Source organism: Fusobacterium sp. (genome assembly GCF_019012925.1).
Taxonomy (GTDB): Bacteria; Fusobacteriota; Fusobacteriia; order Fusobacteriales; family Fusobacteriaceae; genus Fusobacterium_A.
On record NZ_JAGIRL010000018.1, the window covers coordinates 12,746 to 33,928 of the forward strand.

Below are 21,183 nucleotides of genomic sequence, written 5' to 3' on the forward strand. Positions count from 1 at the left end.
TGGGAGGATATTATGGAAATTATATATATTATAGCTTTTGAGATTTCTCTTATATTATTTGGTTTTATGCTTTTACCATTTAATCTCTGTATCATATTGAGCTCCATTTTTATAGTTGGACTCTATATTTTCAATAGCAATAAAAATATATTTCTAATATTACTCCCATTTTTATTTTTATTGAGAGCTATTTTTATCTTTGATCACTCCATTAAAGTGGGAGATATCAAAGAGTTTCAAGTTTTTAATTACGGTGCTGTCAGTAAAATTGAGAAGATAGATACACGGTACCCACTAAAGAACTCCTATCTCTCTCTATCCAACTGCAAGGAAGGAGAGTACCTAGTAGTTGCTGAAGTTAAAAATATCTCTAAAAAATACAATAATCTATATTATGAGGTAGATGTATTAAAATTAGAATCTGTTGTTCCCAATAGAGTACAGCAGTATTTTCAAGAGAGAAGTAACTCATTATTAAAAAATTTTGATTATGATTTTAGACGGATGTTTCAAGCTGTTATTTTAGGAGAGAATTATAGACTTTCAAGGGAGATGAGAGCTAAATTTAATTATATAGGGATCTCACATCTGATGGCTCTATCTGGGTTTCATATTACCCTTGTTATCTCTCTCTTCTCCTTTTTACTCTCTTTTAAAATACCCTTAAAAAAAAGAGAGAGAAATATGCTACTCTTAGTTTTACTAACTATCTATTATCTTGGAGTACAGCATTCTCCTTCACTCAATAGAGCATATATTATGGGAGCTATCTACCTCTTAGGTAAGATTTTTAATGAAAATACTGAACTAGCTAAATCTTTAGTATTTAGTTATGTCCTATCCCTAATAATCAATCCTGCTTCTATATTCAGTATCTCATTTCAACTCTCTTATGGGGCAGTTTTGGCTATTGTAGGATTTTTTCCTTGGATTAAAACTAAAATCTATAAAGGTAAGTCTAAGTTTATAGAGGGTATAATTTTAACCTTAAGTATACAACTGTTTCTCACTCCACTTCTAATAAAAAATTTTGGAGTGATACAGGTTTTATCATTTATTTCAAATATATTTATACTTCCAATCGGAAGTATAGTAATTTCACTATCTTTTATAGCTCTACTTCTAGAAAATATATATCTAGGATCTCTAGTAGTTCCCTTTTTAAACTTTGCATATTATATATTTTCTAGAGCAGTAAATCTATTTTACTCAATTCCATTGATGAGCATAGAGTATAAAGATGATAGTATTTTTCTAACACTATTCTATCCTGTTTTCTTAGTAATAGTGTTTATACTCAAATTTAGAAAGGATTCTACAAAAAATGAAAAAATTTTTAAAAGAACTAAAATATCTCAATAGAGATATGCCAAATTCAACAAAATTAATTTTAGGAGTTATACTTATATATTTTTTACTAACTTTTGGTAAAACTCTTCTATTTGATCCCTCTATTTTTATAAATATAGCTCTTTTATTGATATCTTTGCTAATCCATGAATTAGCACATGGTTTTGTAGCTTATCTCTGTGGAGATAACACTGCAAAAATCTATGGAAGACTCAGTTTAAATCCGCTTAAACACCTAGATCCTTTAGGAACACTCTTCCCTATACTCTCGATTTTAGCAGGGTCATCTTTTGTATTTGGTTGGGCTAAGCCTGTTCCAATAAATTACTATAGACTAAAATATGGTAGAGTTGGGGAGTTTTTAGTGGCAATAGCTGGTGTGTCGGCAAATATTTTACTTGCCTTTATGGGAATTTTTATGATTAAATATATGTATGAATTTCTTTTATCATGGCATTTAGTAGGGGCTGTTGTATATATGGTTAAGTTAAATATTTTACTTGCTGTATTTAATCTAATACCTATACCTCCACTAGATGGATCTAGGGTGGTTGTCTCTATTGGTAGTGAGAGTTTAAGAGAGAGTGTATTTCATATGGATAGATATGGTATATTTATTATTATGATTTTGAGTTGGACAGGAATTTTGTATAATTTTATTATACCAACTTATCAATTTATAGTTGAATTTTTATATAGAGTTATTTAATGGAGAGAGTTTATGAAAAGTGTTGCAAGAGAGTATGTTATTGAATTTGAAGAGAGAAAATCGAGGTTTATTGGTTATGTTAAGCCTGTTGGAAGTAAGATTGAAGCGGAGCAATTTATTCAATCTATAAAATTAAAGCATTTAGATGCTACTCATAATTGCTCAGCATACAAAGTTATAGATAATGGTCAAGAGTATTTTAAAACAGATGATGATGGGGAGCCTAGTGGTACTGCGGGGAAACCTATGGGAGATATCATCAACTATATGGAAGTTACTAATCTTGCTGTTGTTGCTACTAGATATTTTGGAGGGATCAAGTTGGGAGCTGGTGGCTTGGTTAGAAATTATGCTAAAACAGCTAAACTTGCTATACAAGAAGCTGGAATAGAGGAGTATGTTGAGAGAAAAATCTATCTTCTAGACTTCAATTATGAAAAAATTGGAGAGGTAGAGAGCATAGTTAATAATGGAAATGGTGAGTATCTTGATAAGGGGTACAATGACAGAGTAACCTATAAAGTTAGAATAGATACACCTACATTTGAAAATTTACAAGCTTTAAGAGATATTATGATAATAGATTTATAAAATAGAGGAGATATAGGGAATGAATAAAGAACTTACACCTAAAAAAATCTTAGAGGAATTAAATAAATATATAATTTCACAAGATGAAGCTAAAAAAAACGTGGCTATTTCATTGAGAAATAGAGATAGAAGAAAGATGATAGAAGATGAAAACTTAAGAAAAGAGATTACACCAAAAAACATCATACTTATAGGTTCTACAGGTGTTGGAAAAACTGAGATAGCTAGAAGAATAGCTAAGATTGCCAATGCTCCATTTTTAAAGGTGGAGGCTACAAAATATACTGAAGTTGGATACGTAGGAAAAGATGTTGAAAGTATAATAAAAGATTTAGTTTCTCTTACATACAGAAAGATGAAAGAGGATAAATTTAACTCTTTAAGAGAGCAATCTTTTCAAATAGCTGTTGAAAAAATTGCTAAACTATTAAAACCTTATGATACCTTAAATGACACTGAAAAAGAGAAAATTGTTAAGGATATTATTGATGGTAAGTATGATGATACTGAAATTGAGATAGATAGACCTAAAAAAGATAATGATATACCTATTATTGAGGTTGTTGCAGGTGGAGGAGAGGATATTGGTGGCTTTTTGGATCAGATGATGTCTTCACTTCCCAATAAGTCTAAAAAATTTACTACTACAGTAAAGAATGCAATCTCTATACTTTTAGATGAAGAGGTTGAGAAAAAAATTGATCTTGAATCTTTAAATAATGAGGTTATTGAAAATGTTGAAAATAATGGAATTATATTTATTGATGAGATAGATAAAATCACTGAAAGAGAGGGTGGTGGAAAGGGAGATGTCTCTAGACAAGGTGTACAAAGAGATATACTTCCAATAGTTGAAGGTAGTACTGTTATGACTAAATTTGGACCTGTTAAAACTGACCACATTCTATTTATTGCTGCTGGAGCATTTTCACAGAGCTCACCTTCAGATTTGATGCCAGAATTACAAGGAAGATTTCCAATTAAAATAAAGTTAAAAAATCTTGAAAAAGAGGATTTTATTAAAATTCTTACTGAAGTAGAATACAATCTTTTGGATCAATATAAAGCCATGTTAGCTGTGGATAATGTGGAGCTTAACTTTACAAAGGGGGCTATTGAAAAGATAGCTGAGATAACTGCAACTCAAAATGAAAAAGTTGAAAATATTGGTGCTAGAAGATTGTCGGCTGTAATTGAAGAGCTATTGAGAGAGGTTATGTTTGAAGCTCCATATGAAGAGAGTAGAAAAATAAATATTGATATAAACTTTATTAAAAAAATCTTTAAAAAAGAGGAGAACGAGGAGAATTTAGATAAGTTTATATTATAATTTATCATTCATTTTCAATAAAAAAATTTAAATTATAAAAAAAATAATATTTATTTTTCAAAAATTTCACTAAAAAATATTTTATAATAAAAAAATATATTTTTTTGAAATTTCGTCACGAAATCGTCACATTTTAATGTTATTATTAATACATAAAATCTTTCCCCAAGATGTTTTATATAGTGAGAAAAAGGCTTGAGCAATCAGGCCTTTTTCTTTTTATATTACCTAAATAACATATAGTTAGCTAAAGCCATAGGTGCTATATTATATATGTTCTCTTGAAACTCTGTTCTTTTAATTTGATAATACTGTTCGTCTAAAGTTAGCTTTCTGATCTCTTTTAACATATTTTTAAAAATATATTCACTTTGAAATAGATCTCCATATATTATTATTTTTTCTGGATTGATTACAGAGATTATCATATCTAAGGCATGAGCTATATAGTGTAGAGCCTCCATTGTAACTGTTAAACTTACCATATCCTTTTCCTCTACTCCTTTTATAATATCCTTTATCTTTAACATTCCCTCTTTTTCTAATATTTTTTTTAAAGAGCTATATTGGTTATTTATCTTTATTGAAGCTACTACCTTTTTTATTATTGCTCTATTAGATACCTCGGTCTCTAAACATCCTTTTTTTCCACAAGAGCATTTTTCAAGACTATTTCTTCTTACAACCATATGGCCTAGTTCACCTGACATTGAGCCATATCCATGATAGAGCATATTATTTAAATATATACTTCCTCCCACTCCCTCTTCAACATTTAAAACTACAAAATTATTGTTCTCTCTACATAGTCCATAAACTTTTTCTGCTAGAGCCATAGCTCTGACGTCATTCTCTATAAAAACTTTCTTTTTAAATTTTTTTTCAAATCTCTCAACAATGGGGATATTTTTAGTATTATAGTGTGGCGAAAATATAGAGATTCCCCTTTCACTGTCCACTAATCCATTCATTACTACAGAGATCATATTTATTCCCTTTGTTCTCTTTAAAATAACCCCAATAAGCTTTTCTGTCTGTCCAATTATATCTCCACCAAGATCTCCAAGTCTAAATTTTTTACTGATAAAATTATTTCCGTCAATATCTCCTACATTTAAAACTACAAAGGTAGGGGCAAAGTAGACTCCTAAAATTTTTCCTATTTTTTCTTTATTAAGATTGAGTAGGGTAGGTTTTCTTCCACCAGTAGATACACCTATTCTCTCTTCTATAACAATCTCTTTATCTAAAAATTCATTCACTATTTTTCCAACTGCAGCTGGAGTAATTCCAAATATTCTAGATATTTCTATTCTTGAAACTCCATTTTTTTCTTTTATCAATTCCAAAATTTTCAATTTAACATTTTCTTTTTTCAAGGTACCCTCCTCTTTCTATACTCTCTTATCTATATTTTACTCAATTTTTTTCTAAAAGCAAAACTTATTTTATAAAGTTTAATAAGTTTTTATTTTTTTTACCTTTTTAATTCTATTAACTGTCAAAATATTATATACTTATGATAGGTAATTAGATATTTCAATCGGAGGTCAAACATGATAGAAAAATTAGTTGGAGAATTTAAAAAAGTTTTTAATTATGAAGGAAAGGTAGAAGCTTTCTTCTCTCCTGGTAGAGTTAATCTTATCGGTGAACATACAGACTACAATGGTGGTTTTGTTTTCCCTTGTGCTCTTGACTTTGGAACTTATGGTATAGCAGTAAAAAGAGATGATAATAGATTTAGAATGTACTCATTAAACTTTGTAGATGAAGGAGTTAAAGAGTTTACATTAGATGAGTTAATCAATAAAAAAGAGGATAATTGGGCTAACTATCCAAAGGGAGTTATCAAAACATTTATTGATGCTGGATATAAGATAGATTCTGGATTTGATATATTAATCAATGGAACTATCCCTAATGGTGCTGGACTTTCATCATCTGCATCATTGGAACTACTTATCTCTGTTGTATTAAAGGATTTCTTTAAATTAGATATTGATATGGTAGAAATGGTTAAATTATCTCAAAAAGCAGAGAATCAATTTATAGGTGTAAACTGTGGAATTATGGATCAGTTTGCTATTGGTATGGGTAAAAAAGATAATGCTATCCTTTTAGATTGCAACTCTTTAAACTATCAATATGCACCTATCTCTTTAAATGGTGCCTCTGTAGTTATAGCTAATACTAATAAAAAAAGAGGACTTGCTGACTCTAAATATAATGAAAGAAGAGCTTCTTGTGAAGCAGCTGTAAAAGTTTTAAATGAAAATGGTATAGATATTAAATACTTAGGAGAGCTTTCTGTAGATAGATTCAATGAAGTAAAACACTTCATAACTGATGAAGAACAACTTAAAAGAGCCACTCATGCTGTAACAGAAAATGCTAGAACTGTGGAAGCTGTTCAAAAATTAAAATCAGGGGATATAACATCTTTTGGTAAGCTTATGAATGCCTCTCATATCTCTTTAAGAGATGATTATGAAGTAACTGGTTTTGAGCTAGATTCTTTAGTAGAAGCTGCTTGGGAAGCTGAAGGAGTAATTGGAGCTCGTATGACTGGTGCTGGATTTGGAGGTTGTACAGTTAGTATTGTTAAAGATGAAAACATAGATAACTTTATCAAATCTGTTGGAGAAAAATATACAGCTAAAACAGGTTTAGTTGCTGATTTTTATGTTGCTAAGATAGGTGATGGAAGTAGAAAGTTGGGGGAATTTTAATGAATATTTTTAAAGAGATCAAACTATTACTAGCTTTTGGATTAAAAAATGGATTGATAGGTAAATATGATGAGATTATTGCTAGAAATGAGATCTTAGAACTACTAAATATAGCTGAATGGGAAGAGGTAGAGATAACTGAGAATGAGATTCCTGATTATCCTACGGAGATATTAAAAAATATTTGTGATTATGCTGTTAAAAACTCAATAATTGAGGATACTATCACTTTAAGAGATCTTTTTGATACTAAAGTAATGGGAAAAATAACTCCTACAGCTACTCAAATTATAGATAAATTTGAAAAACTTACTCAAGAGAAAGGGGTAGAGAGTGCAACAAACTTCTACTATGATTTTGCACAAAAATCTAACTATATAAGAGTGGATAGAATAGCTAAAAATATGCATTGGTTCTCATCTACCGAGTATGGAGATATGGAGATAACAGTAAATCTTTCAAAACCAGAAAAAGATCCTAGAGATATTGCTAGAGAGAGATTGATGCCTCAAGCCTCTTATCCTAAATGCTTACTTTGTTATGAAAATGTTGGATATTCTGGTAGATTAAATCATCCTGCACGTCAAAATCATAGAGTTATACCTCTAACTCTTACTAATGAAGAGTGGTTTATGCAATACTCTCCATATGTATATTATAATGAACATGCTATTGTTTTTGCTAAAGAGCATAGACCTATGAAGATAACTAAAGAAGCTCTTAATAGATTAACAGGTTTTACAGAGATTTTACCACACTATTTCTTAGGATCTAATGCTGATCTACCAATAGTGGGTGGATCTATTCTTAGTCACGATCACTACCAAGGTGGACACCATGAATTTCCTATGGCTAAGGCTCCTATTGAGAAAAAAATATCATTTAAAGGATTTGAAGATGTGGAAGCTGGTATTGTTAAGTGGCCTATGTCAGTTATTAGAATCTCTAGTAAAAATAGAGAAAAGTTGGTGGATTTAGCTGATAAAATCCTAAATAATTGGAGAGAATACAGTGATGAAGCTTTAGGTATTCTTGCCTATAGTGAAGATACACCACACAACACTATTACTCCTATAGCAAGAAGAAGAGGAGAGAAATTTGAATTGGATCTAGTTTTAAGAAATAATAGAACTAGTGAAGAGCATCCTCTTGGAATATTCCACCCTCACTCTGATGTACACAATATTAAAAAAGAGAATATAGGGCTTATTGAGGTTATGGGATTAGCTGTTCTTCCTGGAAGACTAAAAGAGGAGTTGGAAATTTTAAGTAGGTATATAGTTGAAAATGACTATGAAAATAGAATACAAAATGATAGTAAAGTTGAGAAACATTTAGAGTGGATTAAAAATATTATGAAAAAATATGAAAAAATCTCTTCTCAAAATGCTTATGATATATTAAAATCTGAAGTAGGTATAACTTTCTCAAGAGTTTTAGAAGATGCTGGAGTGTATAAAAGAGATGAGAAAGGACAAAGTGGTTTACTAAGATTTGTTGACCATATAAATAGTATTTAATTTTAAGGAGGCTAATTATGTCAGTTTTAGTATGTGGTGGTGCTGGTTATATTGGAAGTCATGTAACTAGAGCCCTTATAGATAGTGGAGAGGAAGTTGTTGTTTTAGATAATCTTTTAACTGGACATGTAGATGCAGTACATGAAAAAGCAAAGCTTGTTCTTGGTGATTTAAGAGATGAAGAGTTTTTAGATAGAGTGTTCAAAGAAAATAAGATAGAGGGAGTTATAGACTTTGCTGCTTTCTCTCTAGTTGGTGAAAGTATGACTGAACCATTAAAATATTTTGAAAATAACTTTTATGGAACTCTTTGCTTATTAAAAGCTATGAGAAAACACGGAGTTAAACATATTGTTTTCTCTTCAACAGCTGCAACTTATGGAGAGCCTGAAAATATCCCTATATTAGAAACAGATAAGACTTTCCCTACTAATCCTTATGGAGAGAGTAAGTTAGCAGTTGAAAAAATGATGAAATGGTGTGATCTAGCTTATGGTATAAAATTTACTGCATTGAGATACTTCAATGTTGCAGGGGCACATCCAAGTGGAGAGATCGGAGAGGATCACAATCCTGAAAGTCACCTTATTCCTATAATTTTACAAGTTGCTCTAGGAAAGAGAGAGAGTATAGGAATATATGGAGATGACTATCCTACTCCTGATGGAACTTGTATAAGAGATTATATCCATGTTATGGACCTTGCTGATGCACATATCCTTGCTTTAAAAAGACTTTATAAAGGAGAGGAGAGTGCTATATTTAATTTAGGTAACGGAGAGGGATTCTCTGTTAAAGAGGTAATAGAAGTTACTAGAAAGGTAACAGGTCACCCTATTCCTGCTATTGTATCTCCTAGAAGAGCTGGAGATCCTGCTAAGCTTGTAGCTACTTCTGAAAAAGCAATGAGAGAGTTAAATTGGAAACCTAAGTATAATACTCTTGATAAAATTATAGAAACTGCTTGGAATTGGCATAAAACTCATCCTAATGGATATGAGGACTAATTAAAATTTTAACCCTCTCGAGATAATTATATAATTATTTAGAGAGGGTTTTTAGTTTTGCTTAAAAATATTAAGATCTATCTTATTCTTATAAACTTATTTAACCAAATTTTTAATCCATTTACCAGATACAAGTCTAGGAATAGTAGCTATCATTTTGAAAGGCTCCTCTAAACAAGTGAGAGCATAGACAATAGCTATAGGATAGTGGAAATATACGGCTCCCAAGAAAGAAAGTGGTACTCCAATTCCCCAAACAGCTATAAGTTCAACTAAAATAGCATATATAACATCTCCACCACCACGGAGAACCCCTATGATTTGAACAATACCAAAGAAACGGATAGGAAGTATGATAGCCATTATTTTAAGTATAGCAATTACACTTGATTTTGTTTCATCAGATATTGCAAATAGTTTAGGGATAAGAGGTGATATTAAAAAGAATATAGCTCCAATTACAATCCCTAAAAGCACTCCCCAGATACTAATTTTAATAGCCATTTCTTTAGCTTCACTCTCTTTTCCTGCCCCAATATTATTACCAATAATTATACTAGAGGCGATAGAGATACTTACAGCAAAAAGGTTAAATGCGTTATTTAGAGTATTACCTATCTGCATAGCAGCAGTAGCATTAGTTCCAAGTTTAGAATAAGCTATAAAATATGCAGTCATTCCACCTATCCACATCACATCATTAAAAACTACTGAAGTAGCAGTTCTTAAGTACTTATTTATCAATTCTTTAGAGAAACTAAAAAGTTGATTTAACTTTCCAGCGATGATATTTTTATCTCTTATGTAGATAGTATGAAGAATGAAACTCATCTCCATAAATCTAGCTACGGTAGTACCAAGAGCAGCTCCAGTTACTCCAAGTGCAGGAAAGCCAAATTTACCAAAGATAAATATGTAGTTTAAAATTGCATTAAAAGCAAGCCCAATCATACTTCCATACATAGGTATTTTTGTATATCCCGAACTTCTCAAAGCCATAGCAAATGAGAGTGATACACTCATAAAGATATAACTAGGAGCAACTGCAGCTAAATAGTTTTTTCCAAGAGTTGTAACAACTTCATCTTTAGTAAAGATATTCATTATATCCTCAGCAAAAAATACCCCTCCAATAGCAAAAATCCAAGATGTAACTTGGGAGAAAAGAAGAGCTATACCTATAAATTTATAGATACTATCTATATCCTTTTTTCCAAAATATTGTGACATAAAGATTCCTGCACCTACAACAAATCCATTCCCAGCATGATAAAATAGCATATAATATTGATTTGCTATTCCAGTGGCAGCAATAGCACTTTCTCCAAGACTTCCTATCATAAAGTTGTCCAGTAGATTTAGTGATGCTCCAATCAAATTTTGTAAAATAATTGGAATAGCTAATACAAGAAGAATGTTAAAGAATTTTTTATCATCTTTTAAATTGATTAACATAAAAAACCTCCTATAAAAATAAAAGCAGATAGGAGTACCCATCTGCTACAATATATAATTGTCCCACGCATTATACTATTTTTTTGTGTAGATGTCAATAATCAGAAGTTGCAAAAAATAAAAATAGTGGAGAATAAACTCCACTATTTTCATTTATATAAAATATTTTGGGGAAAGATTTTTTATATGATTTATGGTATCATAAGAGTGTGACAAAGAGATTACAAAAATAAAAAAATTAATTAATAAATTTTAACTAAATTACTCTATTATTTAAATAGAATATATGATAAAATTAAATCTGGTAAATACTAAATATTTCGTAAAACCAATTATTTTAGGAGGGATAATGTTTAAATATTTTAAACCCTATTTATTTAGGGGAATGATAGCAGCACTTTTTAAAATGGGAGAATCTTTTGCAGATTTGACACTTCCACTTATAATGGCAAAGGTAATAGATATAGGTGTTTCAAATAGAGATTTTGATTATATTTTAAATATGGGAGGGAAGATGGTAGGAGTAGCTATACTAGGTTATTTATCAGCTATTTTATCAAACTACTTCTCTTCAAAAACTTCTCAGGAGTTTGGAGCAAATTTAAGAGATAGCATATTTACAAAGATTCAACACTTTACATTCAATCAATTAAATAAGTTTTCACAAGCTTCTTTAATTACAAGAATAACTAAAGATGTGGATCAGATAACAAATATGTTCCTAATGTGTATAAGAATGGTATTGAGAGGATTGACAACAGGAGTAGGAGCTGTAATTATGGCTATAATTATAAATCCTACACTTTCAATTGTGTTCATAATAATTGCACCACTGATAATATATCTAACTCTTTACTATGTAAAAAAATCTTTTGGATTATATGCTTTAGTGCAGAAAAAATTAGATAATTTGACTTTAATATTGAGAGAAAATCTATCTGGAATGAAAGTAGTAAGGGCTCTGTCTAAAGAAAAGATTGAGGAAGAGAGATTTGATGAGAAAAATGATGATCTTAAAGAGCAGAGTATAGTAGCTGAAAACCTTATGATAAGTAAACTTCCATTTATAACTTTACTTATGAATGTTGGAGTAGTTGCAGTATTATGGTTTGGAGGAATAAGAGTACACTATGGAAAGATGCAATTAGGAGAGATAGTAGCTTTTATCAACTATCTTAATATGATACTTTTTGCTATGAATGCTCTATCTTTCTTGTTTAGTTTATATAGTAAGACAAGCATCTCTTACAAAAGAGTGGAGGAGATAGTTGGAGAGAAGATTGAGGAGATCACTCAAGAGGATTTTGAACACAATTTAGTGGACAATGTTTTAGAGTTTAATCACGTATATTTCTCTTATGATAAAAGTGATAAATATGTCTTGGAAGATATAGATTTTAAGATAAGAAGAGGAGAGAATATAGGTATAATTGGTGGAATAGGTTCAGGAAAATCAACCTTAGTTTCTCTTATTCCAAGATTTTATGACCCAGTAAAAGGGGAGATAAGAGTAGACGGAGTAGATATAAAAAGATATAAAGAGGGAAATTTAAGAAAGAAAATTGGTTTGGTATTACAGAAAGCTTTTCTTTTCTCACAAAGTGTAAAAGAGAATATGATGTGGGGAGATCAGAATGCCTCTAGAGAGAAGCTTGAACTTATGGCACATATAGCTCAAGGAAAAGAGTTTATAGAGAAATTACCTGAAAAGTATGAAACACAGCTGATAAAGGGTGGAAATAACCTTTCAGGTGGACAGAAACAGAGGGTATCAATAGCTAGAACTCTATTGAAACAACCAGATATTTTGATATTTGATGATAGTTTTAGTGCTTTAGATTTTATAACAGAGCATAATTTGAAAGAAGAGTTGAAAAGATATATGAAACATATTACAACAATAACAATCTCACCAAAAATATCTTCATTGATAAAGATGGATAGAATAATGGTATTAGATAATGGTAAGATAGCAGGTTTTGATACACATGAAAAACTGGTAGAAACTTGTGGTGTGTATAGAGAGATCTGTGAATCTCAAGAGATATGTATAACAGGAGAGTGTGAAGATGAAGAATAGTATATTAAAAAAATTAATTCCATATCTCTATCAGTATAGACATAAATTTTTATTTTTAGTAATTTTAGCAATAATAGGAAATATCTTTACATTGATAGGACCATATTTGGTAGGAAAAGCTATAAATCAGATACATATTGGTATGAGTAGAGAGAATTTTATATTTTTAGGGCAGATATCTGGAGCCTTACTATTGACTTATATATTAGGGGCTTTTTTATCCTTGATACAGAATGTAAAGATGAATGTAATATCCCAAGAGATAGTAAATACAATGAGAAAAAATGCTTTCTCAAAGATACATAAGTTTCCATTAAAAACATTTAATACTATGTCACAGGGAAATATTTTAACGATTTTAATAAATGATATAGATAATATAAGTAGTTCTCTATCACAGATTGGAACTAGAATAATAGTGAATATATTAACTATTTCAACTGCATTGGTTATAATGATATATATCAGCCCATCGTTGACAATAATACAGTTGATACTGGTGTCTATAACAGGAGTATTCTTAAAGAAAATAACTATGAAAAGTAAGGAGAAAAGAAGAATACAGCAAAGACATCTAGGTAAATTAAATAGTTTTGTAGATGAGATGTTGACAGGGCAGTCTGAGGTAAAGTCATTCTCTTATGAGGAGAGAGCTATTGAAAAATTTAAGAGATTGAATGAGGATTATAAAGAGAATGCTATAAAAACTCTATTTTTCTCAGGATTTAATTTTCCTACATTGAACTTTATAAACAATATAGGGTATTCGCTTATAATTTTTATTGGAGCTATATTTATATTGAAAGGAAGATTAAATTTAGGAGAACTATCTAGTTTTATCATATATTCTAAACTTTTCAATAGACCTATTGCAAGTATATCAGAGGCATATAACATAATACAGACTGTAATAGTTAGTTCAGAGAGATTTTTCCAATTTATGGAACTAAAAGAGGATAGTTTAGGTGGAGATAGAGAGTTAAAAGCAGATGAGATAAGAGGAAGCGTTGAGTTTAAAGATGTAAACTTCTCATACGAAAAAGATGTAGCTATATTAAAGAATCTATCATTTAAGGTAGATAGTGGAAAATTAGTTGCAATAGTTGGGCCTACTGGTGGAGGAAAGACAACAATAGTAAATCTTTTAATGAAATTTTACGACATCTCATCTGGAGAGATTTTATTAGATGGGGTAAATATAGAGGAGTATAGAAAATCAGATTTAAGAAAACTATTTGGTATGGTATTGCAAGACAGTTGGTTATTTACAGGAACAATTGCTGAAAATATAAAATATGGAAATGAAAATATATCTGATGAGGATATTATAAATAGTGCAAAATTAGCTTGTGCTCATGATTTTATTAGTAAATTACCTATGGGATATGATACAATAATAAGTGAGGACAACATGGTACTTTCTCAAGGACAGAAACAGTTGATAACAATTGCAAGAATAATTGCTTCTAATCCAAAGTTCCTAATACTGGATGAAGCAACAAGTGGAGTTGATACTAGAACAGAGTTGAGACTTCAGAAAGCTATAACGAATATAACTAAGAACAGAACTAGTTTTGTAATAGCTCATAGACTATCTACAATAAAAAATGCTGATTTGATATTAGTATTAAAAGATGGAGCTATTATTGAGAAAGGAACTCATAAAGAGTTGATGGAGTTAGGTGGATTCTATCAAACAATGTACAATACTCAATATGCTATATAGAGGTGATTTTCTTGGAATTAGAGGAGATAAGTATTTATAATCCAGTGACTAAAAATGTTTTTGAACAATATAATTTACCAGAGATAAGATCTGCAGTTGAGGCTATATATTTAGAGTTAAATAATAATTTTGAGGCTCTTTTTAAACGTAAAGAGCTACTCTCATTAGCCCCAATTGGTTTGATAGATTTTACTATGGAGATAACTGGATATGAGGGAACAGGAATATATAAGATCTTTTATAGAGATAATTTAGTGGTTTTGGGAGAGGTATTTACTGATAATCTAGAGATAGATAAGTTTTTTGAAAACTTAGTTGTAGAGCTGAAAAATCTTTATAGAGAGATTCCAGAGGCTCCTGTAATTACAATAAATTTTACAAAGGAATTCTATAAATTAGAAAAAAATAATCAGGATATGGTATTCTCCTATTGTAGATTATTGGGGTTTTCAACTATAAAAGTACTAGAAAATCATAGAAAAATAGTAGTAAATTAAACTTTAGGAGGATCATTTTTTATGAATGATGAAAATAGATTTGAAACGGTTATTGATCTTTTGCAGAAAGATATGAAAATTATTCAAAGAGCAGATCATTTTTCTTTTTCAATAGATTCTTTGTTGGTAGCAGAGTTTGCAACAATAACTAGAACAACAAAAAAAATAGTGGATTTGGGAACTGGGAATGGAGTGATACCTCTATTTTTATCTAAGAGGACAGATTCTAAAATTTATGGTATAGAGATACAGAAAATATCAAGTGAATTGGCTAAAAGAAATGTAGAGTTGAATAAGCTTGGTGATCAGATTGAGATTATAAATGACGATATGAAAAATTGGGAGACTCACTTTAAGAGAGGGAGTATGGATTTAGTTGTAACAAACCCACCATTTTTCAAATTTTGTGGAGAAGAGAAACAGTTGAACGATCTAGATCAATTATCACTCGCTCGTCATGAGATAACAATTAATTTGGATTCATTACTAGCAACATCAGCAAGTCTTTTAAAAGATAAGGGATATTTTGTAATGGTTCATAGAGTTGATAGATTGATAGATATTATTGAAACAATGAAAAAATATAGAATTGAACCAAAAAGAATACAATTTTGTTATACTAAAATAGAGAAAGAGGGAAAAATTTTACTAGTTGAGGGGGTAAAAAACGGTAACTCTGGATTGAGAGTATTACCACCTTTGATAGCACATGATGAAAATGGTGATTATTCAGAGACAGTTTTAAAAATGTTTAAATAAAGTGGGGTATACTATGATTATTGAGAATAAGATATTAACTTTAGCTAACATGACTGGTAAAATTGCCTTGCAAAGTGGGGCAGAGACCTATAGAGTAGAGGATATAATAACAAGAATATGTAAACATCATAATTTGAATGCTCAATGCTTTGTTTCTATTACTTGTATCATAACTTCAGTGAGAAATCATAGAGGAGAGATCTATTCAGCTGTAGAGAGAATAAATTCAAGGACAATAAATTTGAATAAAGTTCATTCAATAAATCAGTTAGTAAGGGATTTAGATAAGTATAGTTTTCATAAATTTACAGAAGAGGTAATCAAAATCAATAGGGAAGTTCCATATAACAAATATATCTATTTTTTAGCTTATTGTTTGGGAGCATTTTTCTTTGCACTACTCTATAAAGGAACTCTAGCAGATGGATTAGTAGCTTTTATAGGTGGTGGTATGGTATTTTTAATATCTGATTTTGCCAATAAACTTCAAACAAATACCTTCTTTTTAAATACTCTAGGTGGAAGTATATGTACACTTGTTTCGTATTTGGGAGTGAAATTTGGAATACTCAGTACTGTATCTTACTCAACAATAGGTATGTTGATGCTATTGGTACCAGGAATTGCCTTTACAAATGCCATTAGAGATCTGGTGGTAGGTGATTTAGTATCTGGTGTTTCAAGAGCTGTAGAAGCTTTTTTAATAGGTATGGCTCTAGCTTCTGGAACAGGGTTTGCACTATTTTTAATTTTAAAATTGGGAGAGATATAGATGGATAGTCACGTTATTATTGAGATAATTGCAGCAGCTGGAAGTACTTTTGCTTTTGGAATCATCTTTAATTTAAAAGGAAAAAAGCTAATATATGCAAGTATTGGTGGAGCTATTGGATGGGCTATATATATTCTTTTCAAATATAGTGGAAATTCAGATCCAGTATCATTTTTTTACTCATCAGTTGGATTGACAATATACTCTGAAATAATGGCTAGAATGTTAAAAACACCAGTGACCTCAACCTTAATAGCTAGTTTGATCCCATTAGTACCTGGAAGTGGAGTCTATTTTACAATGTCCTATGCTGTAGAACATAGGGTGCAGGAGGCAACTCAAAAGGGTATTGAAACACTGATGATAACATTGGCAATAACAATGGGAATAATTGTAGTTTCTACATTTGCTCAGATATATTATAAATTTAAAAGATATCAATTGGTTAAAAGAAAAATAAGAGATAGAAGATAATTAAAAAAATGAGTATGAAAATTTTGAAGTTTTTATACTCATTTTTAACTTTGAAAAAGATACTTACTTATATGGAAGAGAGGATATCTTTTAGTAGATCAGGATGATTAGTAATGATAACATCAATATTTTGTTTAATTAAGTATTCCATATCTCTTTTCTTATTCACTGTCCAAGTATTAATTTCTATATTACTACTTTTTAATTCTTTTATAACTTCAGGGGTTAAATTTTTAAAATAAGGATGATAGCATTCAACCCTATTTTTTTGTGTATATTTTCCTGCATCAATTAACCAACTTTCTGTTAAAAATCCACACTTAATATTAGGAGCTAATTTTTTAAATCTCAATACACTGTAATGGTTAAAACTTGAAATGATGATATTATTTTCTAGTTTATATTTTTTAATCAATTCAAAAACTTTTTCTTCAATTCCAAAATACTCAATAACACTTGTTTTTAATTCGAGATTAGTAACTATGTTATAATCTTTAACAAAGTCAAAATACTCATTTAAAGTGGGGATCTTATTTACAATATTTAGGTTTTTAAATTTGTAAGAGGCATCTAATTTTGAAATTTCATCATATGTAAAATCAATAATATTTCCCTGTCCATCTGTTGTTCGTTCTAAAGTCTCATCATGTATGATGACAGGAACGCCATCTTTTGTAAGTTGAACATCTAACTCTATACCATCTACTCCTATTTCTATAGCTTTTTTAAAAGCAAGCATTGTATTTTCTGGATATTTACTACTAAAACCTCTATGTGCAAAAATTTTACTCATATAATCCTCCTAAGTATTATCTTCTTAGTTTATTATACTACTACTTTTTCTTGAAATGTCAATAGAAAATATTGGTATTTGGTGTAAAAAATATGTAAATATGTTAATAAATAGTGAAAATGAAAAAGATTTGTAAAGAAATTTGTAATAATATCTATTTTGGATTATTCTAATAACTGAGAAACGAATAATTTTTTAGGAGGAAAATAATGAAAGCAAAAATTCAAGAGAGTAGAGGATTATTTTTCTGTTTACCATCACTGATAATATCCTTGATTTTTTCAATCTATCCATTGATAAAAACAATTATTTATTCATTTACTTTTACCAATGAAAAGGGAAAAATAGTGGCTTTTGCAGGAGTTGAAAATTTTTATGAATTATTTACAGATCCAGCTTTTTATTCCAGTCTGATAGCAACATTTAAATTTGCAGTGATAACTGTTATATTTAGCATAATAATTTCACTTTTTTTAGCAGTATTGTGCAATGAAAAAATAAAGGGAATAGGTGTATTTAGAACAATATTTTCATCAAGTCTAGGAGTTTCTATATCAGCTGCAGCTTCTATAGTTTTGTTTATGTTTCATCCAAGTTTAGGTATTATAAATGAAATTATAAAGTTTTTAGGTTGGATTCCAATTAACTGGTTAACAGATTCGAGATATGCTCTAATAACTGTAGCAATTTCTACAATTTGGATGAATATAGGGTTTGGTTTTTTAGTTTTGACAGCAGGATTACAAAATATTGGTACTGATATAGATGAAAGTTGTGAAATAGATGGAGCGGGATATTTTTCAAAATTATTTAAAATAACACTTCCACTATTAAGTCCCAGTATCTTTTATTTGATAATTACTACAACACTAAAAGCTTTTCAGAGTTTTGGTCAAGTAGATATTTTAACAGGTGGGGGACCTAATAATTCAACCAATTTTTTAGTATATAGTATTTATAAAACAGCGTATTCAAATTATCGATTTGATTATGCAAGTGCTCAAGGAGTTATTTTGCTTCTAATTATAACTACTGTGATGTTAATAAAATTTAAATTTCAAAAGAAGGTGCATTATCAATAATGAAAAATAGAAAAAATATTTTAATTTATACCTTACTTTTCATTTCGTCAATAATAATTTTCTTTCCATTGATTTATACACTTTTAGCTAGTTTTATGCCAACTAGTGATATAATTACTGGAAAAATAGTTCCTTCTTCAATTGAATTTGAAAATTATAAACAACTTGCACACTCCTTTTCGATGAAGAGATTTTTAGCAAATAGTCTGTTAACCTCTTTCTTTGGAATGATTATTCAAGTGATAATATGTAGTATGTCAGCTTATGGATTAGTTTTTGTAGAGTTTAAGGCAAAAAAGATTAGTTATATAGTAATACTTTTATCGATGTTTATACCTTGGGAAGCTATATTTATACCTAATTATATTACGATTTTAAAATGGGGACTTTTAAATAAGAGAATAGCTATTGTTCTTCCTTTTTTAGCAAGTGGATTAGGAACATTTTTAATGGTTCAACAATTTAAAACTTTAAATAAATCCTTGATTGAAGCAGCTAAAATTGATGGGTGTCCACAGTTTTATATATATAGTAAGATAGTTTTACCATTATCTAAAGGAGTGATAAGTACTTGGGCTATCTATTCATTTTTAAGTTTATGGAATATGTATTTATGGCCATTAATGGTTTCAACTCGGCCAGAATCAAGAACAATTCAAATAGGCTTAAAAATGTTAAAATCAGAGGAAGAAACAAATTTTGGAAGATTGATGGCAGGGGTAGTTTTAGTAATTGTTCCTTCATTATTAATTCTTTTCTTAGGACAAAAACAATTACAAAAAGGGTTAAGTTCAGGAGCAATAAAAGAGTAGTTAATTATAAAATATATCTTTAAGGAGGAAAAAATGAAATTAAAAAAATTATTAGTTATTTCTTTAGCAACAATGATGTCTATTAGTGTAGCAGCAAAGGACAAAGTGATATTTTGGCATGCAATGTCAGGAGAAGGGCAAAAAACTTTAGAAAAAATTGTTAGTGATTACAATAAGTCTCAGGATAAGGTAGAGGTAGAGGCAATATTTCAAGGTTCATATGAGGAAGCAATAGTAAAATTTAAAGCTGTTTCAGGAACTGATGAAGCTCCTAACTTAGTCCAAATGAACGATGTTTCAACTTCATTTATGTATAGAAGTGGAGCTATAGTACCAATGAATAATTTTATAGAAAAAGATAAGAGTTTTGATATAAATAATTTAGAGGATATTTTATTAAATTATTATAAAATAAATGATAAATTATATTCTATGCCTTTTAACTCATCAACAGCAATTTTAGTTTATAATAAAGATGCTTTTAAAGAAGTTGGTTTAAATCCAAATAATGCTCCAAAAAGTTATGCGGAGATAGAAGAGTATTCAAAAAAATTGGTAAAAAAAGACGAAAGAGGAATTGTTGATAGATATGGATTTTCAATTATTTCTTATGCTTGGTTTATTGAACAAATGCTAGCTAATGACAATACATTATATGTAGATGAAGAAAATGGAAGAAATGGAAATACTCCAACAAAAGTTGTTTATGGAGATCAATTGTCAACTATTCTATCTTGGATGCAAAAAATGAATAGTGAAAAACTAGCAATTAACTATGGTAGAGATTGGGACTCAACAAGAAGTGCCTTTAGTTCGGGTAAAGTTGCTATGTATTTAGATTCTTCAGCAGGTCTTACTGGTATCATAAATAATTCTCAATTTGAGGTAGGAACTGCATTTATTCCTAATGAAAGTGGAAAGTTTAATGGAAGTATAATTGGAGGTGCATCTCTATGGATTACTGATTCAAAAGATGATTCAAAAGAGGCAGCTGCTTGGGACTTTGTTAAATATGCTGTTTCAAAAGATGTTCAAGCATATTGGTCTATTGAAACTGGATATTATCCTGTAAATAAATTATCTTATGAAACAGAAGTTATGAAGGAGTATTTGAAAAACACACCTCAATTCAAGATTGTAGTTGATGAATTAAAAGCTACTAATAAAAATAGAGCAACACAGGGAGCCATATTAGGAGTTTTTCCAGATGTAAGAGAGAAAATGGTAGAGGCTATGGAAGCTGTTTCTGAAGGTAAAGATGGAAATGAAGTTGCAAAAGATGTAGAGAAAGCATCAAATAGAATTATTTCAAGATATAATAGAATAAATAATTCTATTTAAAAAATTGGAGGCTTAGATGTCAGAGGTAGTATTAAAAAAAGTAGAGAAGCAGTATCCAAATGGATTTAAAGCTGTACATGGTATAGATTTAGATATTAAAGATGGAGAGTTTATGGTTTTTGTTGGACCTTCTGGTTGTGCAAAATCAACTAC

At 29.8% G+C, this 21,183-nt stretch carries 19 protein-coding genes and 1 pseudogene; 17 read left to right on the forward strand and 3 right to left on the reverse strand.

The features are described 5' to 3' along the window. Positions 1 to 12 precede the first annotated feature (12 nt). The 4 genes from QZ286_RS02840 to hslU are packed head-to-tail and all read left to right on the forward strand — an operon-like array spanning position 13 to position 3,980. Complete coding sequence (locus QZ286_RS02840) at positions 13 to 1,362, forward strand: ComEC/Rec2 family competence protein (RefSeq protein ID WP_291255471.1); 1,350 nt, start codon at positions 13 to 15, stop codon at positions 1,360 to 1,362. Beyond that, positions 1,325 to 2,059, forward strand: coding sequence for a site-2 protease family protein (locus QZ286_RS02845; RefSeq protein WP_291255472.1), 735 nt, complete (start codon positions 1,325 to 1,327; stop codon positions 2,057 to 2,059). Before QZ286_RS02840 ends, QZ286_RS02845 begins: the two co-directional genes overlap by 38 nt. Positions 2,060 to 2,071: 12 nt before the next feature. Next, positions 2,072 to 2,650 (forward strand): YigZ family protein, encoded by a 579-nt coding sequence (locus QZ286_RS02850; RefSeq protein ID WP_291255473.1) that lies wholly within the window; start codon positions 2,072 to 2,074, stop codon positions 2,648 to 2,650. A gap of 19 nt (positions 2,651 to 2,669) precedes the next feature. Beyond that, positions 2,670 to 3,980: an ATP-dependent protease ATPase subunit HslU gene (gene hslU, locus QZ286_RS02855; RefSeq protein WP_291255474.1), complete on the forward strand. Its 1,311-nt coding sequence runs from the start codon at positions 2,670 to 2,672 to the stop codon at positions 3,978 to 3,980. Positions 3,981 to 4,204: 224 nt separating this feature from the next. Here the strand turns inward: hslU and QZ286_RS02860 are convergent, their stop codons facing one another. Continuing rightward, on the reverse strand, positions 4,205 to 5,359 hold the full coding sequence (locus tag QZ286_RS02860; protein WP_291255475.1) for an ROK family transcriptional regulator: 1,155 nt from the start codon (positions 5,357 to 5,359) through the stop codon (positions 4,205 to 4,207). A 177-nt stretch (positions 5,360 to 5,536) separates the two neighbouring features. Between QZ286_RS02860 and QZ286_RS02865 the strand changes: the two genes are divergently transcribed. From QZ286_RS02865 to galE, 3 genes are read left to right on the forward strand one after another with little or no spacing between them, the layout of a single operon-like run. Further along, positions 5,537 to 6,712, forward strand: coding sequence for a galactokinase (locus tag QZ286_RS02865; RefSeq protein WP_291255476.1), 1,176 nt, complete (start codon positions 5,537 to 5,539; stop codon positions 6,710 to 6,712). Beyond that, positions 6,712 to 8,232 carry a UDP-glucose--hexose-1-phosphate uridylyltransferase gene (gene galT, locus QZ286_RS02870; protein WP_291255477.1) on the forward strand — a complete coding sequence of 507 codons (1,521 nt, stop codon included), beginning with the start codon at positions 6,712 to 6,714 and terminating at the stop codon, positions 8,230 to 8,232. The genes QZ286_RS02865 and galT overlap by 1 nt, the downstream gene beginning before the upstream one ends. A 17-nt stretch (positions 8,233 to 8,249) precedes the next feature. Further along, positions 8,250 to 9,239, forward strand: coding sequence for a UDP-glucose 4-epimerase GalE (gene galE / locus QZ286_RS02875; protein ID WP_291255478.1), 990 nt, complete (start codon positions 8,250 to 8,252; stop codon positions 9,237 to 9,239). Positions 9,240 to 9,335: 96 nt separating this feature from the next. Here the strand turns inward: galE and QZ286_RS02880 are convergent, their stop codons facing one another. Then, positions 9,336 to 10,694, reverse strand: coding sequence for an MATE family efflux transporter (locus tag QZ286_RS02880; RefSeq protein ID WP_291255479.1), 1,359 nt, complete (start codon positions 10,692 to 10,694; stop codon positions 9,336 to 9,338). Positions 10,695 to 11,043: 349 nt separating this feature from the next. Between QZ286_RS02880 and QZ286_RS02885 the strand changes: the two genes are divergently transcribed. From QZ286_RS02885 to QZ286_RS02910, 6 genes are read left to right on the forward strand one after another with little or no spacing between them, the layout of a single operon-like run. Further along, on the forward strand, positions 11,044 to 12,774 hold the full coding sequence (locus QZ286_RS02885; protein ID WP_291255480.1) for an ABC transporter ATP-binding protein: 1,731 nt from the start codon (positions 11,044 to 11,046) through the stop codon (positions 12,772 to 12,774). Then, complete coding sequence (locus QZ286_RS02890; RefSeq protein ID WP_291255481.1) at positions 12,764 to 14,500, forward strand: ABC transporter ATP-binding protein; 1,737 nt, start codon at positions 12,764 to 12,766, stop codon at positions 14,498 to 14,500. The genes QZ286_RS02885 and QZ286_RS02890 overlap by 11 nt, the downstream gene beginning before the upstream one ends. Before the next feature lie 11 nt (positions 14,501 to 14,511). Then, positions 14,512 to 14,997, forward strand: coding sequence for a hypothetical protein (locus QZ286_RS02895; protein ID WP_291255482.1), 486 nt, complete (start codon positions 14,512 to 14,514; stop codon positions 14,995 to 14,997). A gap of 21 nt (positions 14,998 to 15,018) precedes the next feature. Next, positions 15,019 to 15,756: a tRNA1(Val) (adenine(37)-N6)-methyltransferase gene (locus QZ286_RS02900; RefSeq protein ID WP_291255483.1), complete on the forward strand. Its 738-nt coding sequence runs from the start codon at positions 15,019 to 15,021 to the stop codon at positions 15,754 to 15,756. Between the two features lie 13 nt (positions 15,757 to 15,769). After that, positions 15,770 to 16,528, forward strand: coding sequence for a threonine/serine exporter family protein (locus QZ286_RS02905; protein ID WP_291255484.1), 759 nt, complete (start codon positions 15,770 to 15,772; stop codon positions 16,526 to 16,528). Beyond that, a complete protein-coding gene (locus QZ286_RS02910; protein ID WP_291255485.1) occupies positions 16,529 to 17,002 on the forward strand; it encodes a threonine/serine exporter family protein in 474 nt (157 codons plus the stop codon). Positions 17,003 to 17,069: 67 nt separating this feature from the next. On the opposite strand, the gene QZ286_RS02915 is transcribed toward QZ286_RS02910, so the two are convergent. Continuing rightward, complete coding sequence (locus QZ286_RS02915; RefSeq protein WP_291255486.1) at positions 17,070 to 17,795, reverse strand: glycerophosphodiester phosphodiesterase; 726 nt, start codon at positions 17,793 to 17,795, stop codon at positions 17,070 to 17,072. A gap of 209 nt (positions 17,796 to 18,004) precedes the next feature. On the opposite strand from QZ286_RS02915, the gene QZ286_RS02920 reads away from it, so the two are divergent. The 4 genes and pseudogenes from QZ286_RS02920 to QZ286_RS02935 all read left to right on the forward strand — a co-directional run. Beyond that, the gene (locus tag QZ286_RS02920) at positions 18,005 to 18,877 is read left to right on the forward strand and encodes a carbohydrate ABC transporter permease (RefSeq protein ID WP_291255487.1); all 873 of its coding nucleotides are present in this window, start codon (positions 18,005 to 18,007) and stop codon (positions 18,875 to 18,877) included. Further along, positions 18,877 to 19,689, forward strand: coding sequence for a carbohydrate ABC transporter permease (locus tag QZ286_RS02925; RefSeq protein ID WP_291255488.1), 813 nt, complete (start codon positions 18,877 to 18,879; stop codon positions 19,687 to 19,689). Before QZ286_RS02920 ends, QZ286_RS02925 begins: the two co-directional genes overlap by 1 nt. A gap of 33 nt (positions 19,690 to 19,722) precedes the next feature. Next, positions 19,723 to 21,030 carry an ABC transporter substrate-binding protein gene (locus QZ286_RS02930; protein WP_291255489.1) on the forward strand — a complete coding sequence of 436 codons (1,308 nt, stop codon included), beginning with the start codon at positions 19,723 to 19,725 and terminating at the stop codon, positions 21,028 to 21,030. Positions 21,031 to 21,046: 16 nt separating this feature from the next. Then, positions 21,047 to 21,183: pseudogene (locus QZ286_RS02935) on the forward strand (sugar ABC transporter ATP-binding protein); the annotation flags it as partial.

Coding starts and splice junctions, on each gene's coding strand:
- QZ286_RS02840 (WP_291255471.1), top strand. CDS start 13: ATGGAAATTATATATATTATAGCTTTTGAGATTTCTCTTATATTATTT.
- QZ286_RS02845 (WP_291255472.1), top strand. CDS start 1,325: ATGAAAAAATTTTTAAAAGAACTAAAATATCTCAATAGAGATATGCCA.
- QZ286_RS02850 (WP_291255473.1), top strand. CDS start 2,072: ATGAAAAGTGTTGCAAGAGAGTATGTTATTGAATTTGAAGAGAGAAAA.
- hslU (WP_291255474.1), top strand. CDS start 2,670: ATGAATAAAGAACTTACACCTAAAAAAATCTTAGAGGAATTAAATAAA.
- QZ286_RS02865 (WP_291255476.1), top strand. CDS start 5,537: ATGATAGAAAAATTAGTTGGAGAATTTAAAAAAGTTTTTAATTATGAA.
- galT (WP_291255477.1), top strand. CDS start 6,712: ATGAATATTTTTAAAGAGATCAAACTATTACTAGCTTTTGGATTAAAA.
- galE (WP_291255478.1), top strand. CDS start 8,250: ATGTCAGTTTTAGTATGTGGTGGTGCTGGTTATATTGGAAGTCATGTA.
- QZ286_RS02880 (WP_291255479.1), bottom strand. CDS start 10,694: ATGTTAATCAATTTAAAAGATGATAAAAAATTCTTTAACATTCTTCTT.
- QZ286_RS02885 (WP_291255480.1), top strand. CDS start 11,044: ATGTTTAAATATTTTAAACCCTATTTATTTAGGGGAATGATAGCAGCA.
- QZ286_RS02890 (WP_291255481.1), top strand. CDS start 12,764: ATGAAGAATAGTATATTAAAAAAATTAATTCCATATCTCTATCAGTAT.
- QZ286_RS02900 (WP_291255483.1), top strand. CDS start 15,019: ATGAATGATGAAAATAGATTTGAAACGGTTATTGATCTTTTGCAGAAA.
- QZ286_RS02905 (WP_291255484.1), top strand. CDS start 15,770: ATGATTATTGAGAATAAGATATTAACTTTAGCTAACATGACTGGTAAA.
- QZ286_RS02910 (WP_291255485.1), top strand. CDS start 16,529: ATGGATAGTCACGTTATTATTGAGATAATTGCAGCAGCTGGAAGTACT.
- QZ286_RS02915 (WP_291255486.1), bottom strand. CDS start 17,795: ATGAGTAAAATTTTTGCACATAGAGGTTTTAGTAGTAAATATCCAGAA.
- QZ286_RS02920 (WP_291255487.1), top strand. CDS start 18,005: ATGAAAGCAAAAATTCAAGAGAGTAGAGGATTATTTTTCTGTTTACCA.
- QZ286_RS02925 (WP_291255488.1), top strand. CDS start 18,877: ATGAAAAATAGAAAAAATATTTTAATTTATACCTTACTTTTCATTTCG.
- QZ286_RS02930 (WP_291255489.1), top strand. CDS start 19,723: ATGAAATTAAAAAAATTATTAGTTATTTCTTTAGCAACAATGATGTCT.